The sequence below is a fragment of the Nocardia exalbida NBRC 100660 genome, from assembly GCF_000308575.1.
In the GTDB taxonomy this organism is placed as follows: Bacteria; Actinomycetota; Actinomycetes; order Mycobacteriales; family Mycobacteriaceae; genus Nocardia; species Nocardia exalbida.
Window position 1 is genome coordinate 76,228 of sequence record NZ_BAFZ01000007.1, and the last position, 24,190, is coordinate 100,417.

27 protein-coding genes are annotated in these 24,190 nt (G+C 68.6%); 17 read left to right on the top strand and 10 right to left on the bottom strand.

Translation table 11 applies throughout. The annotated features are described in order from the left end of the window. Positions 1-9 precede the first annotated feature (9 nt). The 9 genes from ON29_RS02845 to ON29_RS02885 all read left to right on the top strand — a co-directional run bounded on the left by ON29_RS02845 (position 10) and on the right by ON29_RS02885 (position 9,669). The gene (locus tag ON29_RS02845; protein ID WP_040864536.1) at positions 10-807 is read left to right on the top strand and encodes a type III pantothenate kinase; all 798 of its coding nucleotides are present in this window, start codon (positions 10-12) and stop codon (positions 805-807) included. A gap of 181 nt (positions 808-988) precedes the next feature. Next, on the top strand, positions 989-1,597 hold the full coding sequence (locus tag ON29_RS02850) for a cysteine dioxygenase (RefSeq protein ID WP_083863199.1): 609 nt from the start codon (positions 989-991) through the stop codon (positions 1,595-1,597). An 8-nt stretch (positions 1,598-1,605) separates the two neighbouring features. Next, on the top strand, positions 1,606-2,028 hold the full coding sequence (locus ON29_RS02855) for a rhodanese-like domain-containing protein (RefSeq protein WP_040864669.1): 423 nt from the start codon (positions 1,606-1,608) through the stop codon (positions 2,026-2,028). A gap of 260 nt (positions 2,029-2,288) precedes the next feature. After that, complete coding sequence (lysS, locus tag ON29_RS02860; protein WP_040864537.1) at positions 2,289-3,788, top strand: lysine--tRNA ligase; 1,500 nt, start codon at positions 2,289-2,291, stop codon at positions 3,786-3,788. A gap of 115 nt (positions 3,789-3,903) precedes the next feature. Then, complete coding sequence (locus ON29_RS02865) at positions 3,904-4,263, top strand: histone-like nucleoid-structuring protein Lsr2 (protein WP_040864538.1); 360 nt, start codon at positions 3,904-3,906, stop codon at positions 4,261-4,263. 267 nt (positions 4,264-4,530) lie between these two features. Next, entirely contained in the window at positions 4,531-5,091 is a 561-nt protein-coding gene (locus tag ON29_RS02870) for an FHA domain-containing protein (protein ID WP_083863212.1), read from the top strand. 132 nt (positions 5,092-5,223) lie between these two features. Then, positions 5,224-5,793 carry an anthrone oxygenase family protein gene (locus ON29_RS02875; protein ID WP_040864670.1) on the top strand — a complete coding sequence of 190 codons (570 nt, stop codon included), beginning with the start codon at positions 5,224-5,226 and terminating at the stop codon, positions 5,791-5,793. 89 nt (positions 5,794-5,882) lie between these two features. Beyond that, entirely contained in the window at positions 5,883-6,824 is a 942-nt protein-coding gene (locus tag ON29_RS02880; RefSeq protein WP_040864540.1) for an esterase/lipase family protein, read from the top strand. A 289-nt stretch (positions 6,825-7,113) separates the two neighbouring features. Next, positions 7,114-9,669: an ATP-dependent Clp protease ATP-binding subunit gene (locus tag ON29_RS02885; protein ID WP_040864541.1), complete on the top strand. Its 2,556-nt coding sequence runs from the start codon at positions 7,114-7,116 to the stop codon at positions 9,667-9,669. Between the two features lie 74 nt (positions 9,670-9,743). Here the strand turns inward: ON29_RS02885 and ON29_RS02890 are convergent, their stop codons facing one another. The 4 genes from ON29_RS02890 to ON29_RS33570 form a co-directional block, all read right to left on the bottom strand. After that, positions 9,744-10,550 (bottom strand): LLM class flavin-dependent oxidoreductase, encoded by an 807-nt coding sequence (locus ON29_RS02890; RefSeq protein ID WP_040864542.1) that lies wholly within the window; start codon positions 10,548-10,550, stop codon positions 9,744-9,746. 54 nt (positions 10,551-10,604) lie between these two features. Beyond that, on the bottom strand, positions 10,605-10,871 hold the full coding sequence (locus tag ON29_RS02895; RefSeq protein ID WP_040864543.1) for an SHOCT domain-containing protein: 267 nt from the start codon (positions 10,869-10,871) through the stop codon (positions 10,605-10,607). 387 nt (positions 10,872-11,258) lie between these two features. Next, complete coding sequence (locus tag ON29_RS02900) at positions 11,259-11,963, bottom strand: response regulator (RefSeq protein ID WP_051174830.1); 705 nt, start codon at positions 11,961-11,963, stop codon at positions 11,259-11,261. A gap of 34 nt (positions 11,964-11,997) precedes the next feature. Beyond that, positions 11,998-13,923 (bottom strand): histidine kinase, encoded by a 1,926-nt coding sequence (locus ON29_RS33570; protein WP_245548806.1) that lies wholly within the window; start codon positions 13,921-13,923, stop codon positions 11,998-12,000. A 557-nt stretch (positions 13,924-14,480) separates the two neighbouring features. Here ON29_RS33570 and ON29_RS02915 point away from each other — a divergent pair. After that, on the top strand, positions 14,481-15,389 hold the full coding sequence (locus tag ON29_RS02915; protein WP_040864544.1) for an ABC transporter ATP-binding protein: 909 nt from the start codon (positions 14,481-14,483) through the stop codon (positions 15,387-15,389). Next, a complete protein-coding gene (locus ON29_RS02920) occupies positions 15,386-16,249 on the top strand; it encodes an ABC transporter permease subunit (RefSeq protein WP_306307206.1) in 864 nt (287 codons plus the stop codon). Before ON29_RS02915 ends, ON29_RS02920 begins: the two co-directional genes overlap by 4 nt. A 63-nt stretch (positions 16,250-16,312) precedes the next feature. On the opposite strand, the gene ON29_RS02925 is transcribed toward ON29_RS02920, so the two are convergent. Continuing rightward, complete coding sequence (locus tag ON29_RS02925; RefSeq protein WP_040864545.1) at positions 16,313-16,921, bottom strand: TetR/AcrR family transcriptional regulator; 609 nt, start codon at positions 16,919-16,921, stop codon at positions 16,313-16,315. Between the two features lie 108 nt (positions 16,922-17,029). Between ON29_RS02925 and ON29_RS02930 the strand changes: the two genes are divergently transcribed. The 3 genes from ON29_RS02930 to ON29_RS02940 all read left to right on the top strand — a co-directional run bounded on the left by ON29_RS02930 (position 17,030) and on the right by ON29_RS02940 (position 18,606). Further along, a complete protein-coding gene (locus tag ON29_RS02930) occupies positions 17,030-17,677 on the top strand; it encodes an FMN-dependent NADH-azoreductase (RefSeq protein WP_040864675.1) in 648 nt (215 codons plus the stop codon). Between the two features lies 1 nt (position 17,678). After that, entirely contained in the window at positions 17,679-17,999 is a 321-nt protein-coding gene (locus ON29_RS02935; RefSeq protein WP_040864546.1) for a DMT family transporter, read from the top strand. 166 nt (positions 18,000-18,165) lie between these two features. Continuing rightward, entirely contained in the window at positions 18,166-18,606 is a 441-nt protein-coding gene (locus ON29_RS02940) for an OsmC family peroxiredoxin (RefSeq protein WP_040864676.1), read from the top strand. A gap of 55 nt (positions 18,607-18,661) precedes the next feature. Here ON29_RS02940 and ON29_RS02945 read toward each other — a convergent pair whose 3' ends face one another. The 4 genes from ON29_RS02945 to mhuD form a co-directional block, all read right to left on the bottom strand. Next, entirely contained in the window at positions 18,662-19,144 is a 483-nt protein-coding gene (locus tag ON29_RS02945) for a hypothetical protein (RefSeq protein WP_040864547.1), read from the bottom strand. Between the two features lie 35 nt (positions 19,145-19,179). After that, positions 19,180-19,971 (bottom strand): CbtA family protein, encoded by a 792-nt coding sequence (locus ON29_RS02950; RefSeq protein WP_040864548.1) that lies wholly within the window; start codon positions 19,969-19,971, stop codon positions 19,180-19,182. Next, positions 19,962-20,156, bottom strand: a complete 195-nt coding sequence (locus ON29_RS02955; protein WP_040864549.1) for a CbtB domain-containing protein — start codon at positions 20,154-20,156, stop codon at positions 19,962-19,964. The genes ON29_RS02950 and ON29_RS02955 overlap by 10 nt, the downstream gene beginning before the upstream one ends. A gap of 262 nt (positions 20,157-20,418) precedes the next feature. Next, the gene (gene mhuD, locus ON29_RS02960; RefSeq protein ID WP_040864550.1) at positions 20,419-20,733 is read right to left on the bottom strand and encodes a mycobilin-forming heme oxygenase MhuD; all 315 of its coding nucleotides are present in this window, start codon (positions 20,731-20,733) and stop codon (positions 20,419-20,421) included. Positions 20,734-20,791: 58 nt separating this feature from the next. Between mhuD and ON29_RS02965 the strand changes: the two genes are divergently transcribed. Next, positions 20,792-21,538 carry an alpha/beta fold hydrolase gene (locus ON29_RS02965; RefSeq protein WP_040864551.1) on the top strand — a complete coding sequence of 249 codons (747 nt, stop codon included), beginning with the start codon at positions 20,792-20,794 and terminating at the stop codon, positions 21,536-21,538. Positions 21,539-21,560: 22 nt separating this feature from the next. On the opposite strand, the gene ON29_RS02970 is transcribed toward ON29_RS02965, so the two are convergent. After that, entirely contained in the window at positions 21,561-22,478 is a 918-nt protein-coding gene (locus tag ON29_RS02970; protein WP_373283842.1) for an HhH-GPD family protein, read from the bottom strand. A 91-nt stretch (positions 22,479-22,569) separates the two neighbouring features. On the opposite strand from ON29_RS02970, the gene ON29_RS02975 reads away from it, so the two are divergent. Both ON29_RS02975 and ON29_RS02980 read left to right on the top strand, forming a co-directional pair. Beyond that, positions 22,570-23,193 (top strand): carbonic anhydrase, encoded by a 624-nt coding sequence (locus ON29_RS02975; protein ID WP_040864678.1) that lies wholly within the window; start codon positions 22,570-22,572, stop codon positions 23,191-23,193. A gap of 124 nt (positions 23,194-23,317) precedes the next feature. Continuing rightward, positions 23,318-23,965 (top strand): hypothetical protein, encoded by a 648-nt coding sequence (locus tag ON29_RS02980; protein ID WP_040864552.1) that lies wholly within the window; start codon positions 23,318-23,320, stop codon positions 23,963-23,965. Positions 23,966-24,190: the final 225 nt, after the last annotated feature.

Here is a 24,190-nt window from a genome sequence, read left to right on the forward strand (position 1 = left end):
GACCAGGACATGCTGCTGACCATCGATGTCCGCAACACGAGTATCGAACTCGGCCTGTTCTCCGGTTCCGGGGAGCATTCGAAACTGGTGCGGCACTGGCGAATGCACACCAATCCGTTGCTGACCGCCGACGAATTCGCCATGCAGGTGCGCGGGCTGGTCGGCGCGCAACTGGACGAGGTGATCGGCGTCTCGGCGCTTTCCACGGTGCCGCCCGTGCTGCGCGAGTTGCGCGGCATGCTCGGCCAATACTGGGGCCACGTTCCGCACGTGCTGGTGGAACCCGGTGTGCGCACGGGGATTCCGCTGCTGGTGGACAATCCGAAAGAAGTCGGCGCGGACCGCATCGTCAATTGCCTGGCCGCGTACCAGCGCTATTCCGCGCCCGCGATCGTCGTCGATTTCGGCACGGCGATCTGCGTGGACCTGGTGTCGAAGAAGGGCGAGTTCCTGGGCGGGATCATCGCGCCGGGTGTGGAGATCTCCACCGAGGCCCTGGTGGAACGCAGTGCGCTGCGGCGGGCGGAGTTGACCAGGCCACGTTCGGTGCTGGGGAAGAACAGCATGGAATGCATGCAGTCCGGCGCGGTATTCGGTTTCGCCGGGCTGGTGGACGGCCTGATCGATCGCATTCGCGACGAGTTCGACGCCTTCGCGGGTGATGACGTCGCCGTGGTGGCGACCGGGGCGACCGCACCGCTGATCGTCCCGGAATCCGAAACGATCGACGACCACGATCCGCACCTCACGCTGACCGGCCTGCGACTCGTATACGAACGCAATCAGCGGCGCAAGGGAAGTGTCTGATATGCGCGGTGTCGGATTTGTCGCAGGCCGGGCACTTGTCGACACCGCGCCGTCTGCTGTTAAACTCCCTCTCGTGACCTTCTACGCGAGCACCCAGGAGTGTTGTCGAGGCTGACGTGCCTCGACCGATCGAGGCTGAGTTCCCGCCCTCGACCGTTACCTTCCTCCTGGAGATTCGCTCATGCGTTCTTCTGTCCTTTCCCTTTCTTCCGCGCGTACCGCGCTGTCGGCTACCCCGCCGGTGGAACGCTCGGTGGCGCCCGCCCTGCCCACCCGGCTGCGCCCGGCCGATCTGCTGCGGCTGACCGATGAGGGCGCCGAAGACGTGCTGGCCGGGCGATACGACCATTTGCTTCCCGCCGGGGGGAAATGGCCGGAAAACGAGCGCTGGGCGACCAGGCTGCTCACCGACGACGAGGTCGACGTCTGGCTGATCAGCTGGACGCCGGGCAAGTCGACCGAGCTGCACGACCACGCCGGATCGCTCGGCGCGCTCACCGTGCTCAGCGGCGCGCTCACCGAATATCGCTGGAACGGAACGGAACTGCGTCGTCGCGTGCTCGCGGCGGGTGATCAGGCCTCGTTCCCGATCGGCTGGGTGCACGACGTCATGCGGACGCAGGCCGCCGTGCCGGGCGCCGTCGATTCCGCCGGTCCGCTCGATCCCACGCTGAGCGTGCACGCCTATTCCCCGCCGCTCACCGCCATGTCGTATTACGAGGTGACCGGGCACGGCACCCTGCGGCGCACCCGAACCGTCCTCACCGACCAGCCCGAAGGTGATATGTGATGACCCGTTTGACCATCGATCAGATGCTCGAGAACGCACGGGCCCACCTGGACCGGATCTACGCCTTCGAATTGCCGGAAGCCGTCGAGCGGGGCGCCATTCTGGTGGATATCCGGCCGCAGGCGCAACGCGGACGGGAGGGCACCTTGCCCGGCGCGCTGGTGATCGAGCGCAATGTCCTGGAATGGCGGCTGGACCCCACCAGTTCCGCCCGCCTGGCGCTGGCCGCCGATCACGACGTGGAATGGATCGTCGTCTGCTCCGAGGGATATACCTCCAGCCTGGCCGCCGCCGCGCTGCAGCAACTCGGGCTGCACCGGGCGACCGATCTGGTGGGCGGCTATCAGGCGTTGAAGGCGGCCGGTCTGTTGCACGTCGCCGTCGGGGCGCCGCACTTCGCGCGCGAGGCCGAAGCGCTCGCCTTGCTGTAATTCCCGCCGACACTTCCATCTCGAAATAGCCGGGCGCTCAGGTAGTTTCGCACACCACACGATGCGCACCGGCTATTTCGCGTCCGTACGACGCCGGTGCGGACGTCCCGGGCGGGGCGACGCATCGATACCGTTTCGTTACTCCGGGCCGGAGTCCGGGCGGCCCGCATAACGATTTCCGATGCACGCTAGGGTTGTTCGATGTGAGCACCCCGAACTCTGCATCTTCCAGCGCATCGACATCGGATTCGCGGCCTGCCGTGTCGCCGGCCGCCGACGATGCACCGGAGCAGATACGGATTCGCCGGGAGAAGCGGGAGCGGCTGCTCGCGGACGGTGGGGAGGCCTATCCCGTCGTCGTGCCGCGTACGCATACCCTGGCCGAAATTCGGGCCGCATATCCGGACCTCGCCGCGGACACGGCCACCGGGCTGCAGGTGGGCGTCGCCGGGCGCGTCATTTTCCTGCGTAATACCGGCAAGTTGTGTTTCGCGACACTGCAGGAGGGCGACGGTACCAAGCTGCAGGCGATGATCAGCCTGAACGGGGTCGGTACGGACGCCCTCGCCGCCTGGAAGGCCGACGTGGATCTCGGTGACTTCGTTTTCGTGCACGGTGAGGTCATCTCGTCGCGGACCGGGGAACTGAGCGTCATGGCCGATTCTTGGTTCATGGCGGCGAAGGCCCTGCGTCCGCTGCCGGTGGCGCACAAGGAGATGAACGAGGAATCGCGGGTACGGCAGCGTTATGTCGACCTGATCGTGCGTCCCGAGGCCAGGGAAATGGCCCGTACCCGCATCGCCGTGGTGCGCGCGTTGCGCAACGCCCTGGAGCGCAGGGGCTTCCTGGAGGTGGAGACGCCGATGCTGCAGACGCTGCACGGCGGCGCCGCGGCCCGCCCCTTCGTCACCCATTCCAACGCCCTCGACATGGACCTCTTCCTGCGCATCGCGCCCGAGTTGTTCCTGAAGCGCTGCGTGGTCGGCGGCCTGGAGCGGGTCTTCGAGATCAACCGGAACTTCCGGAACGAGGGCGCGGACTCCACGCATTCCCCCGAGTTCGCGATGCTGGAGACATACCAGGCATACGGCACCTATGACGACTCGGCGGTGATGATCCGGGAATTGGTGCAGGAAGTGGCGCAGGAGGCGTTCGGCACGCAGGTGGTGACCCTGGCCGACGGCACCGAATATGATCTCCGCGGCGAGTGGGCCGTCGTCGAGATGTACCCTTCGCTGTCGGATGCGCTGGGTGTGCCGGTGACTCCGGAAACGTCGGTCGCCGAATTGCGCGCGCTCGCGGATCGGGTCGGTCTGGAAATTCCGGAGGGCAAGGGCTACGGCCACGGGAAACTCGTCGAGGAACTCTGGGAACACCAGTATGGCGACAAGCTGTACGCGCCGACTTTCGTACGCGACTTCCCGGTGGAGACATCCCCGTTGACCAGGCAGCATCGTAGTACGGCAGGGGTCACGGAGAAGTGGGATCTCTATGTGCGCGGCTTCGAGTTGGCCACGGGCTATTCGGAGTTGGTCGACCCGGTGATCCAGCGCGAGCGGTTCGTCGATCAGGCGCGGCTCGCCGCGCAGGGTGACGACGAGGCGATGGTGCTGGACGAGGACTTCCTCGCGGCGATGGAGCACGGCATGCCGCCGACGACCGGAACGGGTATGGGAATCGATCGGTTGTTGATGGCGCTCACGGGATTGGGAATCCGAGAAACGATACTGTTCCCAATTGTGCGTCCGGTCACCCGGTGACCACTGGATTGCAAAGCAGCGACTCCGTCTTGGAATTTCCGGAATTCGGGGTATTCTTGCCTCGGGTAATCGGCCTAGTATGCGGGTCGCACGATTTCGAGAGGACGTTCATCTCATGGCAAAGAAGGTCACCGTTAGCCTGATCGACGATGTCGACGGTGAGTCCATCGCGGACGAGACCATCGAGTTTGCGATCGACGGTGTGTCGTACGAGATCGACCTGTCGTCGGCAAATGCGGCGAAGCTGCGCGACGGTTTGGAGGAGTGGGTTTCGAATGCGCGCCGGGTGAGCGGCCGGCGCCGGGTCAAGGCCGCCGCGGCCGCCGCGGGCACTCCGAAGAGCCGGGTCTCGATCGATCGGGAACAAAGCGCCGCAATTCGGGAGTGGGCGCGTCGGAATGGACACAAGGTGTCCGCACGGGGCCGCATCTCCGCCGACATCACCGACGCGTACAACAAGGCCGCGAAGGGATAGTTATTTTTCGGCCGCCGTCCCGGCGAATCGTGCGACGTCGGGGCGGCGGTCTTGTTTGTGATAGGGCTTCGATATGGCAACGAGACCGGATCACACGGTGGCACGTCCCGGCGGATGAATCGATCTTGCTCGTGGTACCGGGACGCGGCACCATGGAAGCGTGCGACGGTCACTGGCGGTATGGAGAGGTGAGGTATCGGCGCAGTGACAGGATTCGTCGGATCATTCTTGCGGTTCACCGATGATGCCGGTCGGCAGCAGGAGCTCATGCTCACGCCGGATCGCGGACGCGTCACCATCGGCCGCTCCCCGCATGCCGATCTCGCCCTGAGCTGGGACGCCGAGGTCTCCCGGCTGCACGCGGCGGTCGAATACCTGGGTGCGCACTGGACCATCGTGGACGACGGCCTCTCCCGCAACGGCACCTTCGTCAACGGGGACCGGCTCGTCGGCCGCCGCAGGCTGATGGCGGGCGACGTCATCCGGGTCGGCACCTCGCGGGTGTCGTTTCACGACTTCGGCGGCGTCTCCGACGACATCACCCGTACCTCCACCGGCTCGATACCCACGGCGCGGTCGCTGACCGAGACGCAGCGCTCGGTGCTGGTCGCACTGTGCAGGCCGTACAAGCACGGCGCGGGTTTCGCCACGCCCGCCTCCAATCAGCAGATCGCCGAGGAGCTGTTCCTCAGCGTCGACGCGATCAAGACGCACCTGCGCGCCCTGTTCGCCAAGTTCGGGGTGGAGGATCTGCCGCAGAACCAGAAGCGGGTGCGATTGGCGGGACTGGCCATGCAGAGTGGGCTCATTTCCGATCGGGACCTGTGAGGCCTCCACCGTAGACGCTCGCTTAGCGCATCGAGCTTCTCGGCCATGGAGAGTCCGGGCGATAGCGGCTTGACTCGGAGGTACCCGGGCCGGAGCGACGACTCCGGCGGGTTTTCCGAGCAGGAGGAACTCATGACCGCCACACGTCTCGCCGCACTGGTGTTCGCCACGCTGGCGACGGGCCTGATCGCGGGCCTTTTCTACGCGTACGCCAATTCGGTGATGCCCGCGCTGGCCCGCACCGACGATCGCGCCATGATCGACGTGATGCAGAAGATCAACGTGGTGATCATCAATCCGTGGTTCATGATGGCGTTCCTCGGCACGGTGGGGTTCACCGTCCTGGCGGCGGCGCTGCACCTGGGCCGGGAGCACCGGGGCACGCTGATCTGGATCGTGCTCGCGCTGGTGCTCAACGTTGTCGCCTTCGGGGTCACCTCCGGGTTGAACGTCCCGCTCAACGACCAGCTGGCCGCCGCGGGCGACCCTGGCTCGATCGCCGACCTCGCCGCGGTGCGCGCCGATTTCGAAGCGGCCTGGGTTCGGTGGAACATCGCGCGCGGCGTCTTCCACACGCTGGCCTTCCTGGCGCTGTGCGGTGCGCTGTTCGTCGCGGGCATCCAGCAGGGCAAGGCCTCCGCGGCGGCGCCGGGCCGGGCGGCGGCAGGCCAGTACGTCGCGCCTGCCTTCGGTCAGAGCTAGATTCCGCAACGACCCGCCGGAATCTCCTCCGTCTGGGCCACTTCGTGCGGTAGCTTCCCCGGAAGACGAGACCGGACCGGGAGGCTATCGTGCGGCGTGTCCCAGGCTTTTCGTTGCTCTTCGTTCTGCTCACAGCGGTGTGCGCCACCGCGGGCGCGGCACACGCGCAGGAGCGATATCCGGTCGACTACAACTTCTTCGCGGGCATCCCCGCGGAGCTGTCCCACCCGGGCGGTTCGCTGCCCGGCACCAACGACTGGTCCTGCCGGCCCGGCTCCGAGCATCCGAACCCCGTGGTTCTCGTGCACGGCACGGGTGGTGGCGCACAGACGAACTGGGGCGTGTATGCGCCGTTGCTGGCCAACGAGGGTTACTGCGTGTATTCGTCCACCTTCGGCGCCTACAACCTGCCGTGGCCCGCGTCGGCCATCGGCGGCATGCTTCCGATCGAGCAGAGCTCGGCCCAGCTCGCCGCTTTCGTGGACCGGGTACGGACCGCGACCGGCGCGGCCAAGGTCGACCTGATCGGCCATTCCCAGGGCAACTTCATCGGCAACTACTACGTCAAGCGGCTCGGCGGCGCGGGCAAGGTGGACAAGATGGTCGGGCTCGCCCCGCCCTGGCTCGGCTCGAACGCGGGCGGCATGGCGGACCTGAACGCGTTCGGCACCCGGCTGGGCCTCGGCCCGCTCTTCGACGCCGTGGCGGGCTCGCCGTGCATGGCCTGCCGCCAGGTGCTGCAAGGGTCGGAGTTCGTGCGCACGCTCAACGCGGACGGCGTCTACCACCCCGACGTGGCCTACACGAACATCGCGACCGTGCTGGACGAGCTGGTGGTGCCGTACACCTCCGGATTGGTGACCGGGCCCCGGGTGACCAACATCGTGGTTCAGGACGGGTGCTCGACGGACTACTCTGGTCATACGGGCATAGCGGGCAGCAGGAGGGCCGCGACCTACGTACTCAACGCGCTCGATCCCGCGCATCAACGCCCCGTGCCCTGCGGTGTCGCCGACCCGTACACGGGGTAGGCAGCCGAGGTCCGACGTGTGCGGCGGAGATCCGGTCGGCGGGCGATTTGTTCGCTGAGGGCAAAACCTGGCCGGAACGAATCCCGCGGCGCCCACGTTGTGAGTGAATGACCGTGCTGTCGCCGGTCGGCAATAGGGTGGACCGGCGGCGGTGGCATCCCCCGCCAACTAGAGTGGAGGCGGGGGCCGCAACCCCCGGGCTTCATGGCAGGCTGACGCCCACGGTTGTTGTACACAGCACACTGCGGCGTCTGTTGCCAGAATGTCGGAGCAGGAGAGTGAGGGAGCGATGTTCGAGAGGTTCACCGACCGCGCGAGGCGTGTCGTTGTCCTGGCCCAGGAAGAGGCCCGGATGCTCAACCACAACTACATCGGCACCGAGCACATCCTGCTGGGGCTGATTCACGAGGGTGAGGGCGTCGCGGCCAAGTCGCTGGAGTCGCTCGGCATTTCGCTGGAAGGCGTGCGCAGCCAGGTGGAGGAGATCATCGGCCAGGGCCAGCAGGCCCCGTCCGGTCACATCCCGTTCACCCCGCGCGCCAAGAAGGTGCTGGAGCTGAGCCTTCGGGAAGCGCTGCAGCTCGGTCACAACTACATCGGCACCGAGCACATCCTGCTCGGCCTCATCCGTGAGGGCGAGGGCGTGGCGGCCCAGGTGCTGGTGAAGCTGGGCGCCGATCTCAATCGTGTGCGCCAGCAGGTCATCCAGTTGCTGTCCGGGTATCAGGGCAAGGAGCCGGTGGAGTCCGGTTCGCGCGGTGAGGCGGGCACCCCGTCCACCTCGCTGGTGCTCGACCAGTTCGGTCGCAACCTGACCCAGGCCGCGCTCGAAGGCAAGCTCGACCCGGTCATCGGCCGCTCGAAGGAGATCGAGCGCGTCATGCAGGTGCTCAGCCGCCGCACCAAGAACAACCCGGTGCTGATCGGCGAGCCGGGCGTCGGCAAGACCGCCGTCGTCGAGGGGCTCGCGCAGGCCATCGTCAACGGCGAGGTCCCCGAGACGCTCAAGGACAAGCAGCTCTACACCCTCGACCTGGGCTCCTTGGTCGCGGGCAGCCGCTACCGCGGTGACTTCGAAGAGCGCTTGAAGAAGGTGCTCAAGGAGATCAACACCCGCGGCGACATCATCCTGTTCATCGACGAGCTGCACACGCTGGTCGGTGCGGGTGCCGCCGAGGGCGCCATCGACGCGGCCTCGATCCTGAAGCCGAAGCTGGCCCGCGGCGAACTCCAGACCATCGGCGCGACCACCCTCGACGAGTACCGCAAGTACATCGAGAAGGACGCCGCCCTCGAGCGCCGGTTCCAGCCGGTGCAGGTGGGCGAGCCGACGGTCGAGCACACCATCAACATCCTCAAGGGTCTGCGCGACCGCTACGAGGCGCACCACCGTGTCTCCATCACCGACGGCGCGCTGGTGGCCGCGGCCACCCTGGCCGACCGCTACATCAACGACCGGTTCCTGCCGGACAAGGCGATCGACCTGATCGATGAGGCGGGCGCGCGGATGCGCATCCGTCGCATGACCGCTCCGCCGGACCTGCGCGAATTCGACGACAAGATCGCCGAGGCGCGCCGGGAGAAGGAGTCCGCGATCGACGCGCAGGACTTCGAGAAGGCCGCGCGGCTGCGCGACAAGGAGAAGCAGCTCGTCGCCAAGCGGGCCGAGCGGGAGAAGCAGTGGCGCTCGGGTGATCTGGACGTCGTGGCCGAGGTCGACGACGAGCAGATCGCCGAGGTGCTGGCGAACTGGACCGGTATCCCGGTGTTCAAGCTCACCGAGGAGGAGACCACCCGTCTGCTCCGTATGGAGGACGAGCTGCACAAGCGGATCATCGGCCAGGAGGACGCGGTCAAGGCCGTCTCCAAGGCCATCCGCCGCACCCGCGCCGGCCTGAAGGACCCGAAGCGTCCGTCCGGTTCGTTCATCTTCGCCGGTCCGTCCGGTGTCGGTAAGACCGAGCTGTCCAAGGCGCTGGCGAACTTCCTGTTCGGCGACGACGACGCGCTCATCCAGATCGACATGGGCGAGTTCCACGACCGCTTCACCGCCTCGCGGCTGTTCGGTGCCCCTCCGGGCTACGTCGGCTACGAGGAGGGCGGCCAGCTCACCGAGAAGGTGCGCCGCAAGCCGTTCTCGGTCGTGCTGTTCGACGAGATCGAGAAGGCCCACCAGGAGATCTACAACACCCTGTTGCAGGTTCTGGAAGACGGCCGCCTTACCGACGGCCAGGGCCGGACCGTGGACTTCAAGAACACGGTGCTGATCTTCACCTCGAACCTCGGCACGTCCGACATCTCGAAGGCGGTCGGCCTGGGCTTCACACAGTCCAATGCCGAGGGCTCGAACTACGAGCGGATGAAGCTCAAGGTCAACGACGAGCTGAAGAAGCACTTCCGGCCCGAGTTCCTCAACCGCATCGACGACGTGATCGTCTTCCACCAGCTCACCACCGACCAGATCGTCGAGATGGTGGACCTGATGATCAACCGCGTCGCCACGCAGCTGAAGAACAAGGACATGGCGATCGAGCTCACCGAGAACGCCAAGAACCTGCTGGCCAAGCGTGGCTTCGACCCCGTGCTCGGTGCCCGGCCGCTGCGCCGCACCATCCAGCGCGAGATCGAGGACCAGCTGTCGGAGAAGATCCTCTTCGGCGAGATCGGCCCCGGCCAGACCATCTCGGTCGACGTCGAGGGCTGGAACGGCGAGGGCTCCGGCGAGGACGCCAAGTTCACCTTCTCCGGTAAGGCGAAGCTGACCAAGGCGCAGACCGAAGAGAAGCCGGAAGTCGTGCTGACCGGCGCGACCGAGGGCTCCACCGAGGCTGCCTCGGGCGAGTAAGTCGTAACCGAAAAGCCCGTGCCCACCGTATGGCGGTGGGCACGGGCTTTTCGTATTCCGGCGGGGGCGCCAGGTCAGGAACGCCGGCCGCCGAAATGGGCGAGGACGGGTGCGAAGTCGTCGGCGAGTTCGCCGGGCACGATCAGCTCATCGATGCCGTACTTCTCCCTGCGGCGCTCGAGCATCTCGGCGGCGGCCGACGGGTCCGCCGGGATCACGCCCGCCGCACCCGCGTCCGCGAGCGCGTCGGCGGTCAGGCCGAGCTTCTTCGAGGTCCAGCTCGGCAGCCGATGACCGATGCCGACCAGCTGATGAGTGAAGCGCAGGGGGCGGTCGGCGCCGTCCCGCGCGGTGCGGACCAACTCGGCCAGTTCCGCTTCGGTGGCGGCGGGCCCCGCGGCGAGCAGAATGCGGTCGGCGAATTCCGCCGCGGTCGCCAGCATCCGGGGGCCGTTGGCGGCGATCACGACCGGCGGGGCCGGGGCCACCTGAGCGCGTACGGCGGCGATGGTGGCGACCAGGTGGGCGCGGCGTTGCGCGGCCGAGCCCCAGAATGCCCCCAGCCACTGGGCCTCGGCGGCGGCGTCCGGGCGTCCCGAGCCGATCCCGAGTTCGAAACGTCCGTCCGACAGCAGTTGCAGGGCCGCGGTCTCCCGCGCGGTGGCTGCGGGGGAGCGCAGCGGTGCGGCCAGGACGTTCGGGCGCAGCCGAATGGTGGTGGTGACGGCAGCCGCCGCGGCGAGGGCCGGGAACGGTGAGGGGGTGAACCGGGTGTCGGGCAGCAGGAGGGTCCGGTAACCCTGCCGTTCGGCGGCGGCTGCCTCGCGCGCCCAGTCGGCTCCCGAACGCGGGGTGAGAACGATTCCGAAGGTCATGCTCATGGGTGGGGGTCTCCCGATCGTGAAGTATCCGCTCGCGCGGTGGACGGCTGGTCGCTACCGCTTGGCGCGCCGCGGTTCGCTCAGGACGGCGAGCCTGCTGCGGTACTGCTCCTCGGTGATCTCGCCGCGCGCGAACGCGGTGCGCAGCGCGCCGATACCGCTCGCACGGCCGATGAACCGCCGCCGGGCGAACACCAGCACCGCCACGACGGTCGGCCAGAACAGCAGCGGGAAGATCCAGAAGAACGGCCAGGGGTGCCATCCGCCGTCGTAGTGGTCGGCCAGGAAACTCACGGCCTCGGGGTGAGTGAAAATATTCATGCCGAAAGCCTGCGCCGAAGGGTATGGCGGGGGCATCGGTCGCGCGTCGACACTCGAAATACGCCTGGATACGTAGCCGCGGAGCCGCGGGTGATGGCCACCCAATAATTTACTAGTTATTTGCTGACTGTTATTCAGGCTGTGAAATGTGGTTCGCTGAAAAATAGCCGTCGGTCGATATCGGGCCGGGGTGATGTCTTGACAGGGCGTCGCCGCGCGACGCGACGATTGAGAAATTATTCGCTATGGCTACGGAAGGCCCGGCTCTTAACTCGGCAGCGGTACGAGAATGCGGGGCCGGACTGATGCGGAGCTGCGATGCCCCGCGATAGCCAGGCACGGCGAGCAACCCGGAGACCGCGGTCAGTGCTGTAGACCGAGAGCGGCTCACTGCCAGCCGGGGCGGACGAGCCCGGATTCATACGCCATGACCACCAGCTGGGTGCGGTCCCTGGCGTGCAGTTTGGCGAGGATGCGGCTGACATGCGTGCGGGCGGTGGCTGGGCTCATGTAGAGGCGTTCACCGATTTCGGCATTGGTGAGGCCCTCGGCGACCAGGGTCATCACTTCGCGTTCCCGGTCGGTGAGTTCGGCGAGCGTCGCCGGTGGCGGCGTCTTGGCGCGCACGGAGAATTCCGCGATCAGTGTGCGGGTGACGCCGGGGGACAGCAGTGCGTCACCCGCGGCGACCACGCGGACGGCACGAACCAGATCGGCCGGTTCGGTGTGCTTGACCAGGAAGCCGGTCGCGCCGGAGCGCAGGGCCTCGAAGACGTACTCGTCGAGTTCGAAGGTGGTCAGCACGACGACGCGCACTTCGGCCAGTCGCGGATCCTCGGCGATCATGCGGGTGGCGGCCAAGCCGTCCAGAATGGGCATGCGGATGTCCATCAGGACCACGTCGGGGCGCAGGGCGCGGGTCATGCGCACGGCCTGCTCGCCGTTGTCCGCCTCGCCCACCACTTCGATGCCGTCCTGGGCCTCCAGCAACGCGACGAAACCCCCGCGCACCAGTGCCTGGTCGTCGGCCACCAGCACTCGGATGCTGCCGGATGGGGCGTCCGCGCCGGCTGGATCGTGGTGCTCGTGCATCGCGTCTCCTCTGCCGTGGGGCCGCGTGGTCCCGTCAGCGCTGCCCGCGACCGGCCGAGGTGCTCGGTCGGGCGGCCGCATCGGCGGGGCGGCCGGGCTTCGCGGGTGACTCGGTCTCGCTCGAGCGCGCGGTACTCGCGGTGCCCGTGGCCGTTGATTCCACTGCGCCGGTACTCGTCGGCGACGTGCCCGACCCCGCCGCACTCTGCTCCGGCGTACCCGTTGCCGTGGTGTCCGGCGCCGATCCTCGGCCGCTCGAGGCGCTGCCCGTCGGCCTGCTCGCTGTCGCGGCGTCCTGTTCCGGCGCGCCCGATGCCGTGCTGTCCTGTGTCGGCGTTCTCCTTGTCGAGGCGCTATGCGTCGACATGCTGGTTGCATCGGTGTCGTGTTCCGACGTGCTGCTGCTCCGCGCCGGTCTGCTCGCTGCCGTCGCGCTGGGTGTGGACGTGCTCGATGCGCGAGGGCCCTGCTCCGGCGCGTCCGAGGCCATGCCGCTCCGCGACGGTTTTCTCGCTGCCGAAGTGGAGTGGGGCGATGCGCTCCCAGTAGCCGGGTCCCGTTCCGGCGCCGCTGCCGGCGTCGTGCGACGGGCCGGGGATGCCGGTGCCGTCGAGCCGGCCTGCGCACCGGGTTCGGGCGCACGCGTGGGTAACCGGGCCGCGACCCGGAAACCCCCGCTGGGGCGTGGACCGGCGGTGAGAGCGCCGCCCAGTGCGTGGGTGCGCTCGCGCATGCCGATGATGCCGTTGCCGCCGCCGGTGCCGGAACGCGCGGGGGCACTGGTGGGGCGGTTGTTGTCGACGGTGATGTCGACCGAGTCCGGGGTGTAGCGCACGGTCACCGTGGCGTCGGCGCCCGGGGCGTGCCGGAGCACGTTGGTGAGGGACTCCTGGACGATCCGCGCCGCCGCCACGTCGATCACGCTGGGCAGCTGCTGCGGGGTGCCGAGCACTCGGGTGCCGACCGTCAGGCCGGTGGTGCGCGGACGCAGCAGCAGATCGTCCAGGTCGCTGATGCTCGGAGCGGGCGCACGAGGTGCGGGAGGCGGCTCGACCGCTGTCGCCGAAGCCTGCTCGACGTCCTCGTCGCGACTCGAATCCTGCTCGGCCGCAGCGGAAATGCGGTCCTTGCGGGCGGAGCGGCGAGGCCGTCGGCGACCGGTCTCCTCCGCGTCGGCCGTGGACGGTTGCTCGTCGGGCGCGGCGGTGGCGGTTCCGGAGCGGATCGTGTGCAGGAGCGCGTGCACCTCGGCGAGTGCGTCGCGACTGGCGTTCTTGATCGCCGTGAGCGCTGTTTCCGCCTGCTCCGGACGTTTGTCGAGCAATTCCAGCGCCACCGAGGATTGCACGTTGATCATCGACAGACTGTGCGCCAGTACATCGTGCAACTCGCGCGCGATGGCGAGGCGCTCCTCGCTGGCGCGCCGCTCGCGCTGCGCTTCCTCGTCCCGGCGCGCCGACTCGGCGCGCTGCCTGCGGGCGACGAGGACGGCCTTGCGCTGGCGGATTCCTTCGGCCACCAGCAGCAGTATCGCCAGCCACGCCATCAGCGCGAAGACCTGCCACAGGTTGGCGGGGCGACCAAGCTGCGCGGGCAGCGGCCAGACCAGCGCCAGATACCCGAGTGGGACGAGCGGGTAAGTCCACCACCGTGATCCGCTGCTCGCGGCGGTCAAGAAGGCGACGACCAGCGAGACGAAGATCGGCCCGTACCCGTAGCCGCGCAGGAAATAGGCGAGACACACGGCGAGGACGACGATCAGCACGGGCAGCGGCTGCGCCCGGCGCCGGATCAGCGCCGCGGGCCCGGCCAGCAGCAGCAGGTAACCGAGCACGTCGAGCGAGTGCACCCCGGTCTGCCGCATGTTCGCGAAGGTGCCCCCGACCACCTGAACCGCGGCCACGACGAGCGCGACTCCCCAGTCCAAGCCGACCGAGCTTCGATCCGTAATCCCTGCCACCCGCACCCACGTAGCCTATGCGGCTCGGTCACGATTCGACGTCCGCCTGGCAACGTATTTCGGGAGAATTGCACCGATTCGGCGTTTCGCCGCAGGTTCGGTCCTCGGCGAAAGTCCGGGCGCGCCCGCTGCCCGCGCCGGTCTGGCAGGTGATCCGACACGGCTGTAAACGCTGGCTCCTGGCTCCTGGCTCCTGGCTCCTGGCTCCTGGCTCCTGGCTGGTGGCTCCTGGCTGGTGGCTCCTGGCTGGTGGCTCCTGGCTCGTGGTTCGTGGCTCCGGCTGGTGGCCCCGGGGGTCGTGGATCGTGGCAGGGAACTCGTGGCTGGTGGCTGGTGGCCCGAGGTCGTGAGTTCGGAGTGATGGGCAGTGAGAGAGACGTGGCCAGGGAAACGCAAGCCGTGCGTGGTGGGCCATCGAGTGGGAGCGGTGCGGTGTGGGCCATGGGTGAGCGGTGAGGCGCGGAACCGTGAGCGGTCGGCCGTCGTCCTGGGTACGTATGCCGACCGTCGCCCGGCGACGGATGTCCGCACCGGGGGCGGCGGCGGATTCTCGGTGCATGACAGATTCGATCGTGGTCACCCGAGGGCTGACCAAACGCTACGGGGAGCACACCGCTGTCGACGATGTGAGCATGAGCGTCGGGTCCGGCGAGATCTACGGCTTCCTCGGCCCGAACGGCGCGGGCAAGACCACCACCCTGCGCATGCTGGCCGGGCTGATCCGTCCCACCGAGGGCACGGCCACCGTCGCGGGGCATCGTCCCGGCGATCCCGCGGTGGTCCGCCGGATCGGCGTGCTCATCGAAGGTCCCGGCTTCTACCCCTACCTCTCCGGCCGGGACAACCTGCGCGTGCTCGCCGAGTATCGCGGGCTCGGCACGCCGGAGGTCGACGGCGCGCTCGAACGAGTCGGGCTGGCGGACCGCGGCGAGGACAAGTACCGCACCTACTCACTCGGCATGAAGCAGCGCCTCGGTGTGGGCGCAGCCTTGCTCGGCAGCCCTGACCTGCTCGTTCTGGACGAGCCGACCAATGGCCTCGACCCCGCCGGGATGGCCGAGATGCGGGAGCTGATCACCGCTTTGGCCGCCGAGGGGCACACGGTACTGCTGTCGAGCCACATGCTCAGTGAAGTCCAGGCGATGTGCGACCGGGTCGGCGTGATCTCGCAGGGCAGGCTGCTCACCGAAGCGACGGTCGCTCAGTTGCGCGGAGGTTCGGCACTGGTGGTGCGGGCCGACCCGCTGGAGGTGGCCCTGCCCGCGGTGCGACGGCTGGTGGGTGAACGTTCGGCACTGCTGACCCCGAGCGGTATCCGGATCGAGTCGGAATCGGACACCGTCACCGCGCCCGCCGTGGCGCGTGCGGTCGTGGCGTCGGGAGCGGACCTGCTCGAGCTGCGGGTCGAAGAGAAGTCCCTGGAGGAAGTGTTCTTCGAGATGACGCGATGGGAGGCCGCGCGATGAACGGCATGGCGATCCGCGATTTTGTCGCGAGTACGAAGGCCGAAACGTTGCGACTGCGGAAGTGGCCCGCGTTCTGGATCCTTCTCGGCACATGGCTTCTGCTGAATCTCACGTTCGCCTATCTGTTCAACTATCTGGCCTACACCTCGGGGGAATCGAGCCGGATGTCCAACGGACTGCCCCGCGAGGCGTTGCTGCGACAGATGTTGCCGGCCGCGGTGCCCGAAGTGTTCACCCAAGGGATGGCCATGTTCGGCGGCGCGCTGATGCTCATCCTCGGCGCCCTGGCCGTCGGCAGTGGATACGGCTGGGGAACCTGGAAGACCGTATTCACGCAGGGGCCTTCGCGGGTGCAGGCGGTCGCCGCCGTGGTGGTGAGCCTCGCCGGCGTGGTGGTGGCGTTGGTGTGCACGGCATTTGTGGTCGACCTCTCCGTCGCCGCGCTGATCTCGGCTTTCCAGTCGCAGTCGCTCGCGTTGCCTGGACTGGGCCGGTCGATGCTCGGAATCCTCACCGGCGTCGTGATTCTAGGTATGTGGACCCTGGCGGGCGCGCTGATCGGGGCGGTCGCGCGTGGGCCCGCGCTCGCGGTGGGGCTCGGCTTGGTCTGGGTGCTGGTGGTGGAGAACCTGTTGCGCGGCGTCGCCGCGATCTTCGCGCCGATCGAGGTGATCACCGATCATCTGCCCGGCACCGCCGCGGGATCGCTGGCGGGGGCGATGCGCACCGTGGACGGGCCCGCCACGCCCGGTGTGTCGCAGATCCTTTCGCGGACCGACTCGGTGGTCGTACTGGTCGTCTACGTGGTGCTGTTCGCGGCCTGCACGATCTGGCTGATGCGCGAACGCGACCTGGTGTGAGTTACCGGAGGGGTGAAACCGCTGGTGGGCGCCGTCCACCGGCGGTTTCCGCGCGCGGCATGCTCACCCGGCCCCCAGAACGGTTTCCGCGATGACCCGAAGCGCGCCGGTGATCTGTTCGGAAGTCAAGCCGCGCTCGCGCTGCTGCCGGTAGACCTCGGCGGCCAAGGGCGCGAGGAGCGGGTCGACCATCGCGTCCGGCTCGCGAATCCCCGCCGCCGACAACAGGGCTCGTACGTGTGCGTACCAGAATCCGTAAGCCCCGGTGGCGAAGCGAGCTCCGCCGATCTCGGCGCCGAGCACGAGATGCGCGTGCGCGTCCAGCAATTCGACCATCGCGGCGTAGAACGCGGCCAGCCGCTGCGCCGCGGGAGCTCCGGGGCCGAGCGGCGGCGGACCGGAGAGCAGTTTCGCTTGCAGTGCCCGCTCGTGTTCGTCCAGCAGGGCCACCGCGACCGAGTTGGTGTCCGGATAACGCCGATACAGGGTGCCTCGCCCGACACCGGCGGCCTTCGCGATGTCGTCCATCGTGACCGTGCGGGGGTCGCGGGTGGCGAACAATTCCGCGGCGGCGGCGAGCACTTTGGCCCGGTTGCGGGCCGCGTCCGCTCGTTCCGGCGCCGCCGACCGGCCCGGCGCGGCACCGGCGAGCAGGTCGGCTCGGGGTTCCATGCCGCGACTCTAGCCGATTCGCCAACAACTGGACAATCTGTCCGGATCGCTCGTATGGTGGAGATCGATGGAATCGGACATTATGTCCACTTATTCGGAGGTCGGATCATGAGCACGCTGTTGCACCTCGACGCCAGCGCCCGGCGGCAGTCGATCAGCCGGGAGCTGAGCGCGGCATTCGCCGACGCGTGGCGCGCACGCCATCCGGAGGGCGGCTACCACTACCGCGACCTCGCGGCCGAGCCGGTGCCGTTCATCGGGGCGGCGTGGACCGAGCTGTGCGACGCCGTGCTGGCCCGGCCGAGCTCGGAGCCGGAACGGCTCGGTGAATTGGTGCGGACCCCGGAGCAGGCCACCGCGTGGAAGATCATCGAGCCGCTGCTGGCGGAATTGCTCGCGGCGGACGTGATCCTGATCGGCACCCCGATGTACAACTACTCGATCCCGGCTTCGCTCAAAGCATGGCTGGACCAGGTGACCTTTCCGCGAATGTCGCTGGGGCACCGGAGGTTCGTCGTGGCCGGCGCCCGCGGCGGCGCTTACTCGCCGGGCGCTCCGAAAGCGGCCTACGACTATCAGGAGCGCTTCCTGCGCGACTTCTTCGCGGGTCATTTCGGCGTGTCCGACACGGTGTTCGTGCATGCGGAATTAGCCAATTCCCGCCAAGACCCGGCTTTGGCACACAGGCGCGCCGAGCACGACACGTCCTACGCCCGCGCTGCGGCCGCCGTCCGCGCTCTGGCCGGGGAGTACTGAGGTGAACTGGATAGTTCTCGCCGTCGCCGGGCTGGTGGAGATCGTGTGGTCGCAGAGCATCAAACCGACCGAGAATTTCACCAGACTCGTTCCGACGCTGGTCTGCGTCGTTCTCGGCGTCACGGCCGTGTACCTGCTGTCGCGCGCCATGCAGACGTTGCCGGTCGGCACGGCCTACGCGGTGTTCACCGGCATCGGCGCGCTCGGCGCGATCACCCTCGGCATCGTGGTCCACAAGGACCCGCTCAGCGCGGGCCGGCTCCTGGCGCTCGCGTTGATCCTCGGCGGCATCGTGCTGGCCAGAGTCACGAATCCGGAGTGAGGACACGTCGTCGACGGCGCGGAATCGCCTGAGCGTCCGTGGTTTACCGGCGGTGAGCGAGCGGTGCGCCGCGGCGAACGCGATCGGCGAACCGGTGGGCCGGGGCGTGCCCGCCGGGGTAGGTTTCGTGCTGAATCGTCAAACGATCATCGGCGAAAGGACCGTGATGCCCACACGTACCGCGCGTACCGCTTGGACCGGCACCCTTCAGGAGGGTTCGGGACAGGTCGAACTGGCCAGTTCAGGGGTCGGTAAGTACGACGTGTCGTTCCCCAAGCGTTCCGCCGAGGAGGCCGACGGCACCACCAGTCCGGAGGAACTGATCGCGGCCGCGCACTCCTCCTGCTACGCGATGGCGCTGTCGGCGCAGATCGGCAACGCGGGCGGTACCCCGGAGAACCTGGACGTCACCGCCGACGTGACCCTCGGCCCCGACCCGGCGGGCGGCTTCCGGATCACCGGGATCGCGCTGACCGTCCGCGGTCGCGTCTCGGGCATCGACGCCGACGCCTTCCAGGCCGCCGCCGAGGCCGCCAAGGCCGGCTGCCCCGTCAGCAAGGCCCTGGCCGGCGTCGACCACATCACCCTGGATGCCGCTCTCGCCTAGTGACACCGCTTCGTGCCCCGCACCCTCGACGGAGGCGGGGCGCGAAGCGCGCGTGTCAACGCTTGCGGAAGTAGTGGCGGGCGGAGCGGCTGTAGAGCGCGGGGACGGCGACCAGCACGGCGAAGACGTGCACGGTGCGGAGGGCGGCCAGTAGCAGGGATGCGGGACCGGCGTCCCGGACGAGGTCGCGCAGTTCATTCGCCGACATGGCCGCGGCGAGCGGCTCGATGATCAGTGACAACAGGCCGAACCCGCCGATGCCGACGGTGATCAGCAGGCGGGCCCAGCGGTCGCCGTAGGTCATGCGCACCGCGACGACCAGCACCAGAACGTAGATCCCCGCGCGCACCCCCAACCCGGTGGCCAGGCTCGCCGTGTCGGTTTCGGGAAAAGCCCGGGCGGCCCGCGCGATGGCCTCGGCGGCGCCCGCGAGGACAGCGACGGCCAGAGCGACGAACGCGACGCGGACGGCGCGCGGCGGTCCAGCGGAATGGGCGCGCGGCGATACGGGCCAGACGGAAAAGGCAGTGCCGGTCATGGGACCGACACTGCCTCAGTGCTTCCGGACGCGAATCACCCGGCGGTAGCGGCGGCCACCGGTACCGGAGTATCGGTGCGGGTCGCGAACTCGGTGAGCGCCGCGAAGCCGAGGCCGAGACAGGCCCACAGGGTCGCGGTCTCGGCCAGCGACGCCACCCGGAACTGCCACAGCAGGGTGGCCGGGAAGTCCGCGCTCACCTCGTTCACGCCGGGCAGCAGGACGTAACCGAGCGCCGTCACCAGGACGAACGCCGCGACACCGCCGATCAGGCGGAACGTGGGAAGTTGCGCGCGCAGCGCGGTGAACGCCGCGACCGCCGCGCCGACGGCCGCCAGGCCCAGCACGACCGCGGCCAGCCACAGCAGGGTCCGCTCGTTGATGGTGTCCGGATCACCCACCGCCGGTGGATTCGCCGGGTATTTGAAGAACGGCACCGCGACGATCGCGGCCCAGCCCGCGACGCCGAGCGCCAGGGCGAGCCGTGGGCCGGACAGGGCGGTGTAGCGCCGCGCGAAATGCGCGACCGAGGCGTAGATGGCGCCGAGCGCGAGCCCGGCCAACCCGAGGGCGAGGAACTGTCCGAACTTCTGGCCGCCGCGGCTCACCAGCGGTTCTTCCTCGTCACCGTGGGAATGCCCGGCTGTCGATTCCGCGTGCTCGCCATGGGTGTGCCCGGCGGCGGACCCCGCTTCCTCGATCGCGATGGCGGCGTCCACCTTCGGTTCGCCGACGAAGTAACCGACTGTCGCGGCCAGCAGACCGGCGATGAGGCCGGCCAGCAGGCCGCGAAGCAGCAGTGTTCGGAGCGAACCGATCAATGGCACGGGAGCCCCAGCAGGTGGCGTCCGTCGTGCATCAGCTCATGCAGATACATCCCGCTGCGCGAGATGACACCCTGGTCGAAGCCGACCAGGTAGAGCGTGAGCAATGCGAGAAGAACGACACCGACCGTGACGAGCACGGCGGCCAGGGAATCGGTTGCCCGGCTGGGTGTATGCGCGATGGCCATTCGAGTCCTCCTTGGGATACGCGTCCCGTTGGGTGGTGGCGCGACGGTGCCGGTGTCTGGCTTTCCGGCACCGGACTCGGTGCGTGGAACACAGTGGCGCGACCGCTCCGGAATCTCACCGGAATTACCGCGTCACCCTCGCGTTTGTCCTTCGAACTGTGACACCCGCACACCCCCCGCGTCAACCAGGTCCGGCACGGGCGTACCACGGCGTCGGGCGAGTCGCCGGGCAGGCGGACCTGCCCGGCGTCGGATGCCGGACTCAGTTCGCGGGCTTGGCCTCGACGTCGAGCACGACCTCGAACTCGAGCAGGGACGCACCCGTCGAGACCGGCTTCTGCCGCTCGCCCGCGTGCGCCTCGCGTGCGGGCCCGTCCCGCCAGGCCGCGAAGGACTCTTCCGAATCCCACTGGGTGACAACGAAATACCGCTTCTCACCGGCGACCGGGCGGAGCAGCTGGAAGCCGAGGAAGCCGGGGGAGCCCTCGACCGCGTGCGCACGGTGGGCGAACCGCTTCTCCAATTCGGGGCCCGCGCCCTCGGGAACCTCGATCGCGTTGATCTTCACAACAGCCATGCGTCCAAGCTAGCGGCTGCGGCCGAGCAGACGCTCGGTACCTCGTATTGTCGAGTCGATGTTGCACGACGAAGGCGGAGCGGGCGCGCCGATCCTGCTGCTGCACGGACTGATGGGCAGCGCGCGCACTTGGCGCGATCAGCTGGCCTGGCTGCGCGGATACGGCCATGTCTACAGCTTCGACGCCGCGGGCCACGGCAGGCCCGCGCCCGGGGAACTGACCACCGAGGCCTTCGTCGCGGACCTCGCCGCGGGCACCGCCGCGATCGGCGAGCCGATGGTGGTGATCGGCCATTCGATGGGCGCGCTGCACGGCTGGGTATTCGCCGCGACCCACCCCGATCGGGTCCGGGCGCTGGTGATCGAGGACATCGCGCCGGACTTCACCGGCCGCACCGCCGCGCACTGGGCGGCGATGATCGAGGCGTGGCCGCAGCCGTTCCCCGACGACGAGGCCGTGCTGTCCTATTTCGGGCCGGTCGCCGGACGGTACTTCCTGAACTCCTTCGAGCGCGGGCCGGAGGGATACCGGCTACACGGCTCGGTCACCACCTTCCGCGATATCTCCGAGGAGTGGGGAACGCGCGACTTCTGGCGGCAGTGGCACGCGGTGCGGGTGCCCGCCCTGCTGCTGGAGGGCGAGCACAGCATCACTCCGCCGGGGCAGATGCGGCGGATGGCCGCCGCCCATCCGGGCGCCGATTACGCCCTGATCGCCGGTGCCGGCCATCTCGTGCACGACGACCAACCGGAGCGCTACCGAGCGGAGGTCGAGCGCTTCCTGCGGCGGGTGCTGAGGACCTGAGCCGCAGCGGGCGGTTCCGGGGTCAGCCGGTCGCGCCCGGGTGCCCGCCTTCGCCCGCCAAGGCGAACAAGCCATCGGGTGTCTGTTCGATCAGGCCGTCCAGTAGCAGCGAGTCCAGGGCTCGGTCGCGCTGGCCCGGATCGCGGGTCCAGGCGATATCCAGGCGCGTTCGTTCCACCGGCCCGCTGGCATGCCGCAGAACCTCCAGCAGGCGACCGCGCGCTTGGCGGTCGGTGCCCTCGTACTTCTGGGTGCGGCGGACCACCTCGCTCACCGGCCGGCCCGCGTCGACCCACGCGCAACTCGGCAGTGGACAGCGCGTGCAATCGGGGGTGCGGGCGGTGCACACGGTCGCGCCGAGTTCCATCAGGGCGGCGGAGAACACCGCGGCGCGGTCGACCTGAAGCGGGAGCAGCGCCTCGGTGTCGGGGAGGTCCCGCGACGAGGGGTTGCCCGCTTCCGCACGCCCGTGCACCGCCCTGGCAACCACCCGCCGGACATTGGTGTCCACCACCGGAACTCGTTGGCCATAGGCGAAACAGGCGACGGCGCGCGCGGTGTAGGCCCCGATGCCCGGCAACCCGAGCAGCACCTCCACGTCGGTGGGCACCTCGTCACCGTGCTCGGCCGCCAGCACCCTGGCGCACTCGTGCAACCGCAGCGCGCGGCGCGGATAGCCGAGTTTTCCCCAGGCCCGCAGCACCTCGGCAGGCGAGGAGGCGGCCATCGCCGAAGGGACCGGCCAGCGCGCCACCCACTCCCGCCAGATCGGCTCGACCCGCACGACCGGGGTTTGCTGGAGCATGATCTCGCTCATCAGAATCTGCCACGCGGTAACGCCAGGCCTGCGCCACGGCAGATCCCGCGCGGTCTCCCCGTACCAGTCCAGCAACGTGTCCGCGTCGATGCCCTTCGGTGCGCCGTTCCGCACTGCCCTCACTATCCCCGTCCTACTGCTGCCAGGCGGTATTTGCCCACCTGTAACCGGCCGAACTCGCTGGTAACCCGAACCGTCCTGCACAATGGTCGGTATGCCGGATTCCAACCCGATCAGTGCCTGGAAGTCCTTGCGCGAAGGCAACGAGCGCTTCGTCAGTGGTGAACTGCTGCATCCTAGCCAGGGCGCAGCGGACCGGGCCAAGCTCGTCAGCGGCCAGCACCCGCACGCGATCCTGTTCGGTTGCGGCGACTCCAGGGTCGCCGCCGAACTCATCTTCGACCAGGGCCTCGGCGACATGTTCGTGGTACGCACCGCGGGCCATGTGGTCGACAGCTCGGTGCTCGGCTCGATCGAGTACGGGGTGCAGGTGCTCAACGTGCCGCTCATCGTAGTGCTCGGGCACGACAGCTGCGGCGCCGTGAAGGCCACCATCGACGCGCTGGACGGCGGCGAGGTCCCCGGCGGGTTCATTCGCAGCGTGGTCGAGCGGGTAACGCCCTCCATTCTGATCGGGCGGCGCGAAGGCCTGTCCACCGTCGACGAGATGGAGGCCAGGCACGTGGTGGAGACCAGCCGCCTGCTCATGCAGCGGTCGATGATCATCTCGCAGCGGGTGGCCACCGGTGAGCTCGCCATCGCCTGCGTGACCTACAAACTGGCCGAGGGCAAAGTGCAGCTGCACCGGGTCGTCGGCAATATCGGCGAGGTGGTCTGACGCCGCGGCGCGCCCGCCGTCGGCCCAGCGTGGCGGCGGAATCTACTCGCCGCCGACAGGGGCGGACGGCCGACACGCCGTGCCCCTGAGACGGTGCGCCCGATGGTGCCCTTACCGTTGAGACGTGCTGGAACCGAATGGACCGCTGCCACCGGAGATCTACTGGCGTCGACGCGTGTTCGCCATCGGAATCCTGGTGGTCGCCCTGGCGCTGGTGATCTGGGTCGTGCTCGCGGTCGCGCGCGGGGGCGACTCGCCCGGTGACACCCGGGCCGCCGAGTCCAGCTCGGTCGCGGCCAAGCCCGTCGACGCGGCGGCCAAGCCGTCGGGTGAGTCCGGCGCGCCGAAAACCTCGGCGGCGGCCACCAGTGTCGCGGCGGGCCCGTGCCCGGACCAATCGCTGGCCATCAAGGTCACCGTAGAGCAGCCCACGTACAAGACCGGTGAGCAGCCGGTGTTCGGGATCGTCATCACCAACATCTCGGCGGTGCCGTGCACCCGCGACATGGGCTCCGGTCTGCAACAAGTCTCCGTGCACACGCTCGACGGTCAGCGGCGCCTGTGGTCGAGCACCGACTGCTATCCGGACGGCCAGCCCGACGTTCGCACGATGGGTCGCGGTGAGCAGGCGGCATTCACGGTGACCTGGTCGGGCACCACGTCCCAGCCCAGCTGCGCGGGCGAACGGGTTCCCGTTCCGCCGGGGGCCTACAGCGTTGTCGCGCAACTCGGCTCGGTGCGCAGCATGGCCGAGCCGTTCAACATCGCCTGAGCTGCGCTGATTTTCCAGCGCCTGCGGCGCTGGGTGTTCGCGGCCCCTTTGTGGCTCGCGTTTGCGCGACCGCCGCTTGCTCCTTCGTCGCCTACGCGACGGCCGCGCAAACGCGAGCCGGGCCGCGAACGGAACATGCTCGGTCTCGCTTCGCTCGAAACCGGGAGTCGAGGTGCGCTTGGAGAGCCGGGTATGGGTGCTCGCCGCTTGTGCTACCGCCATTCG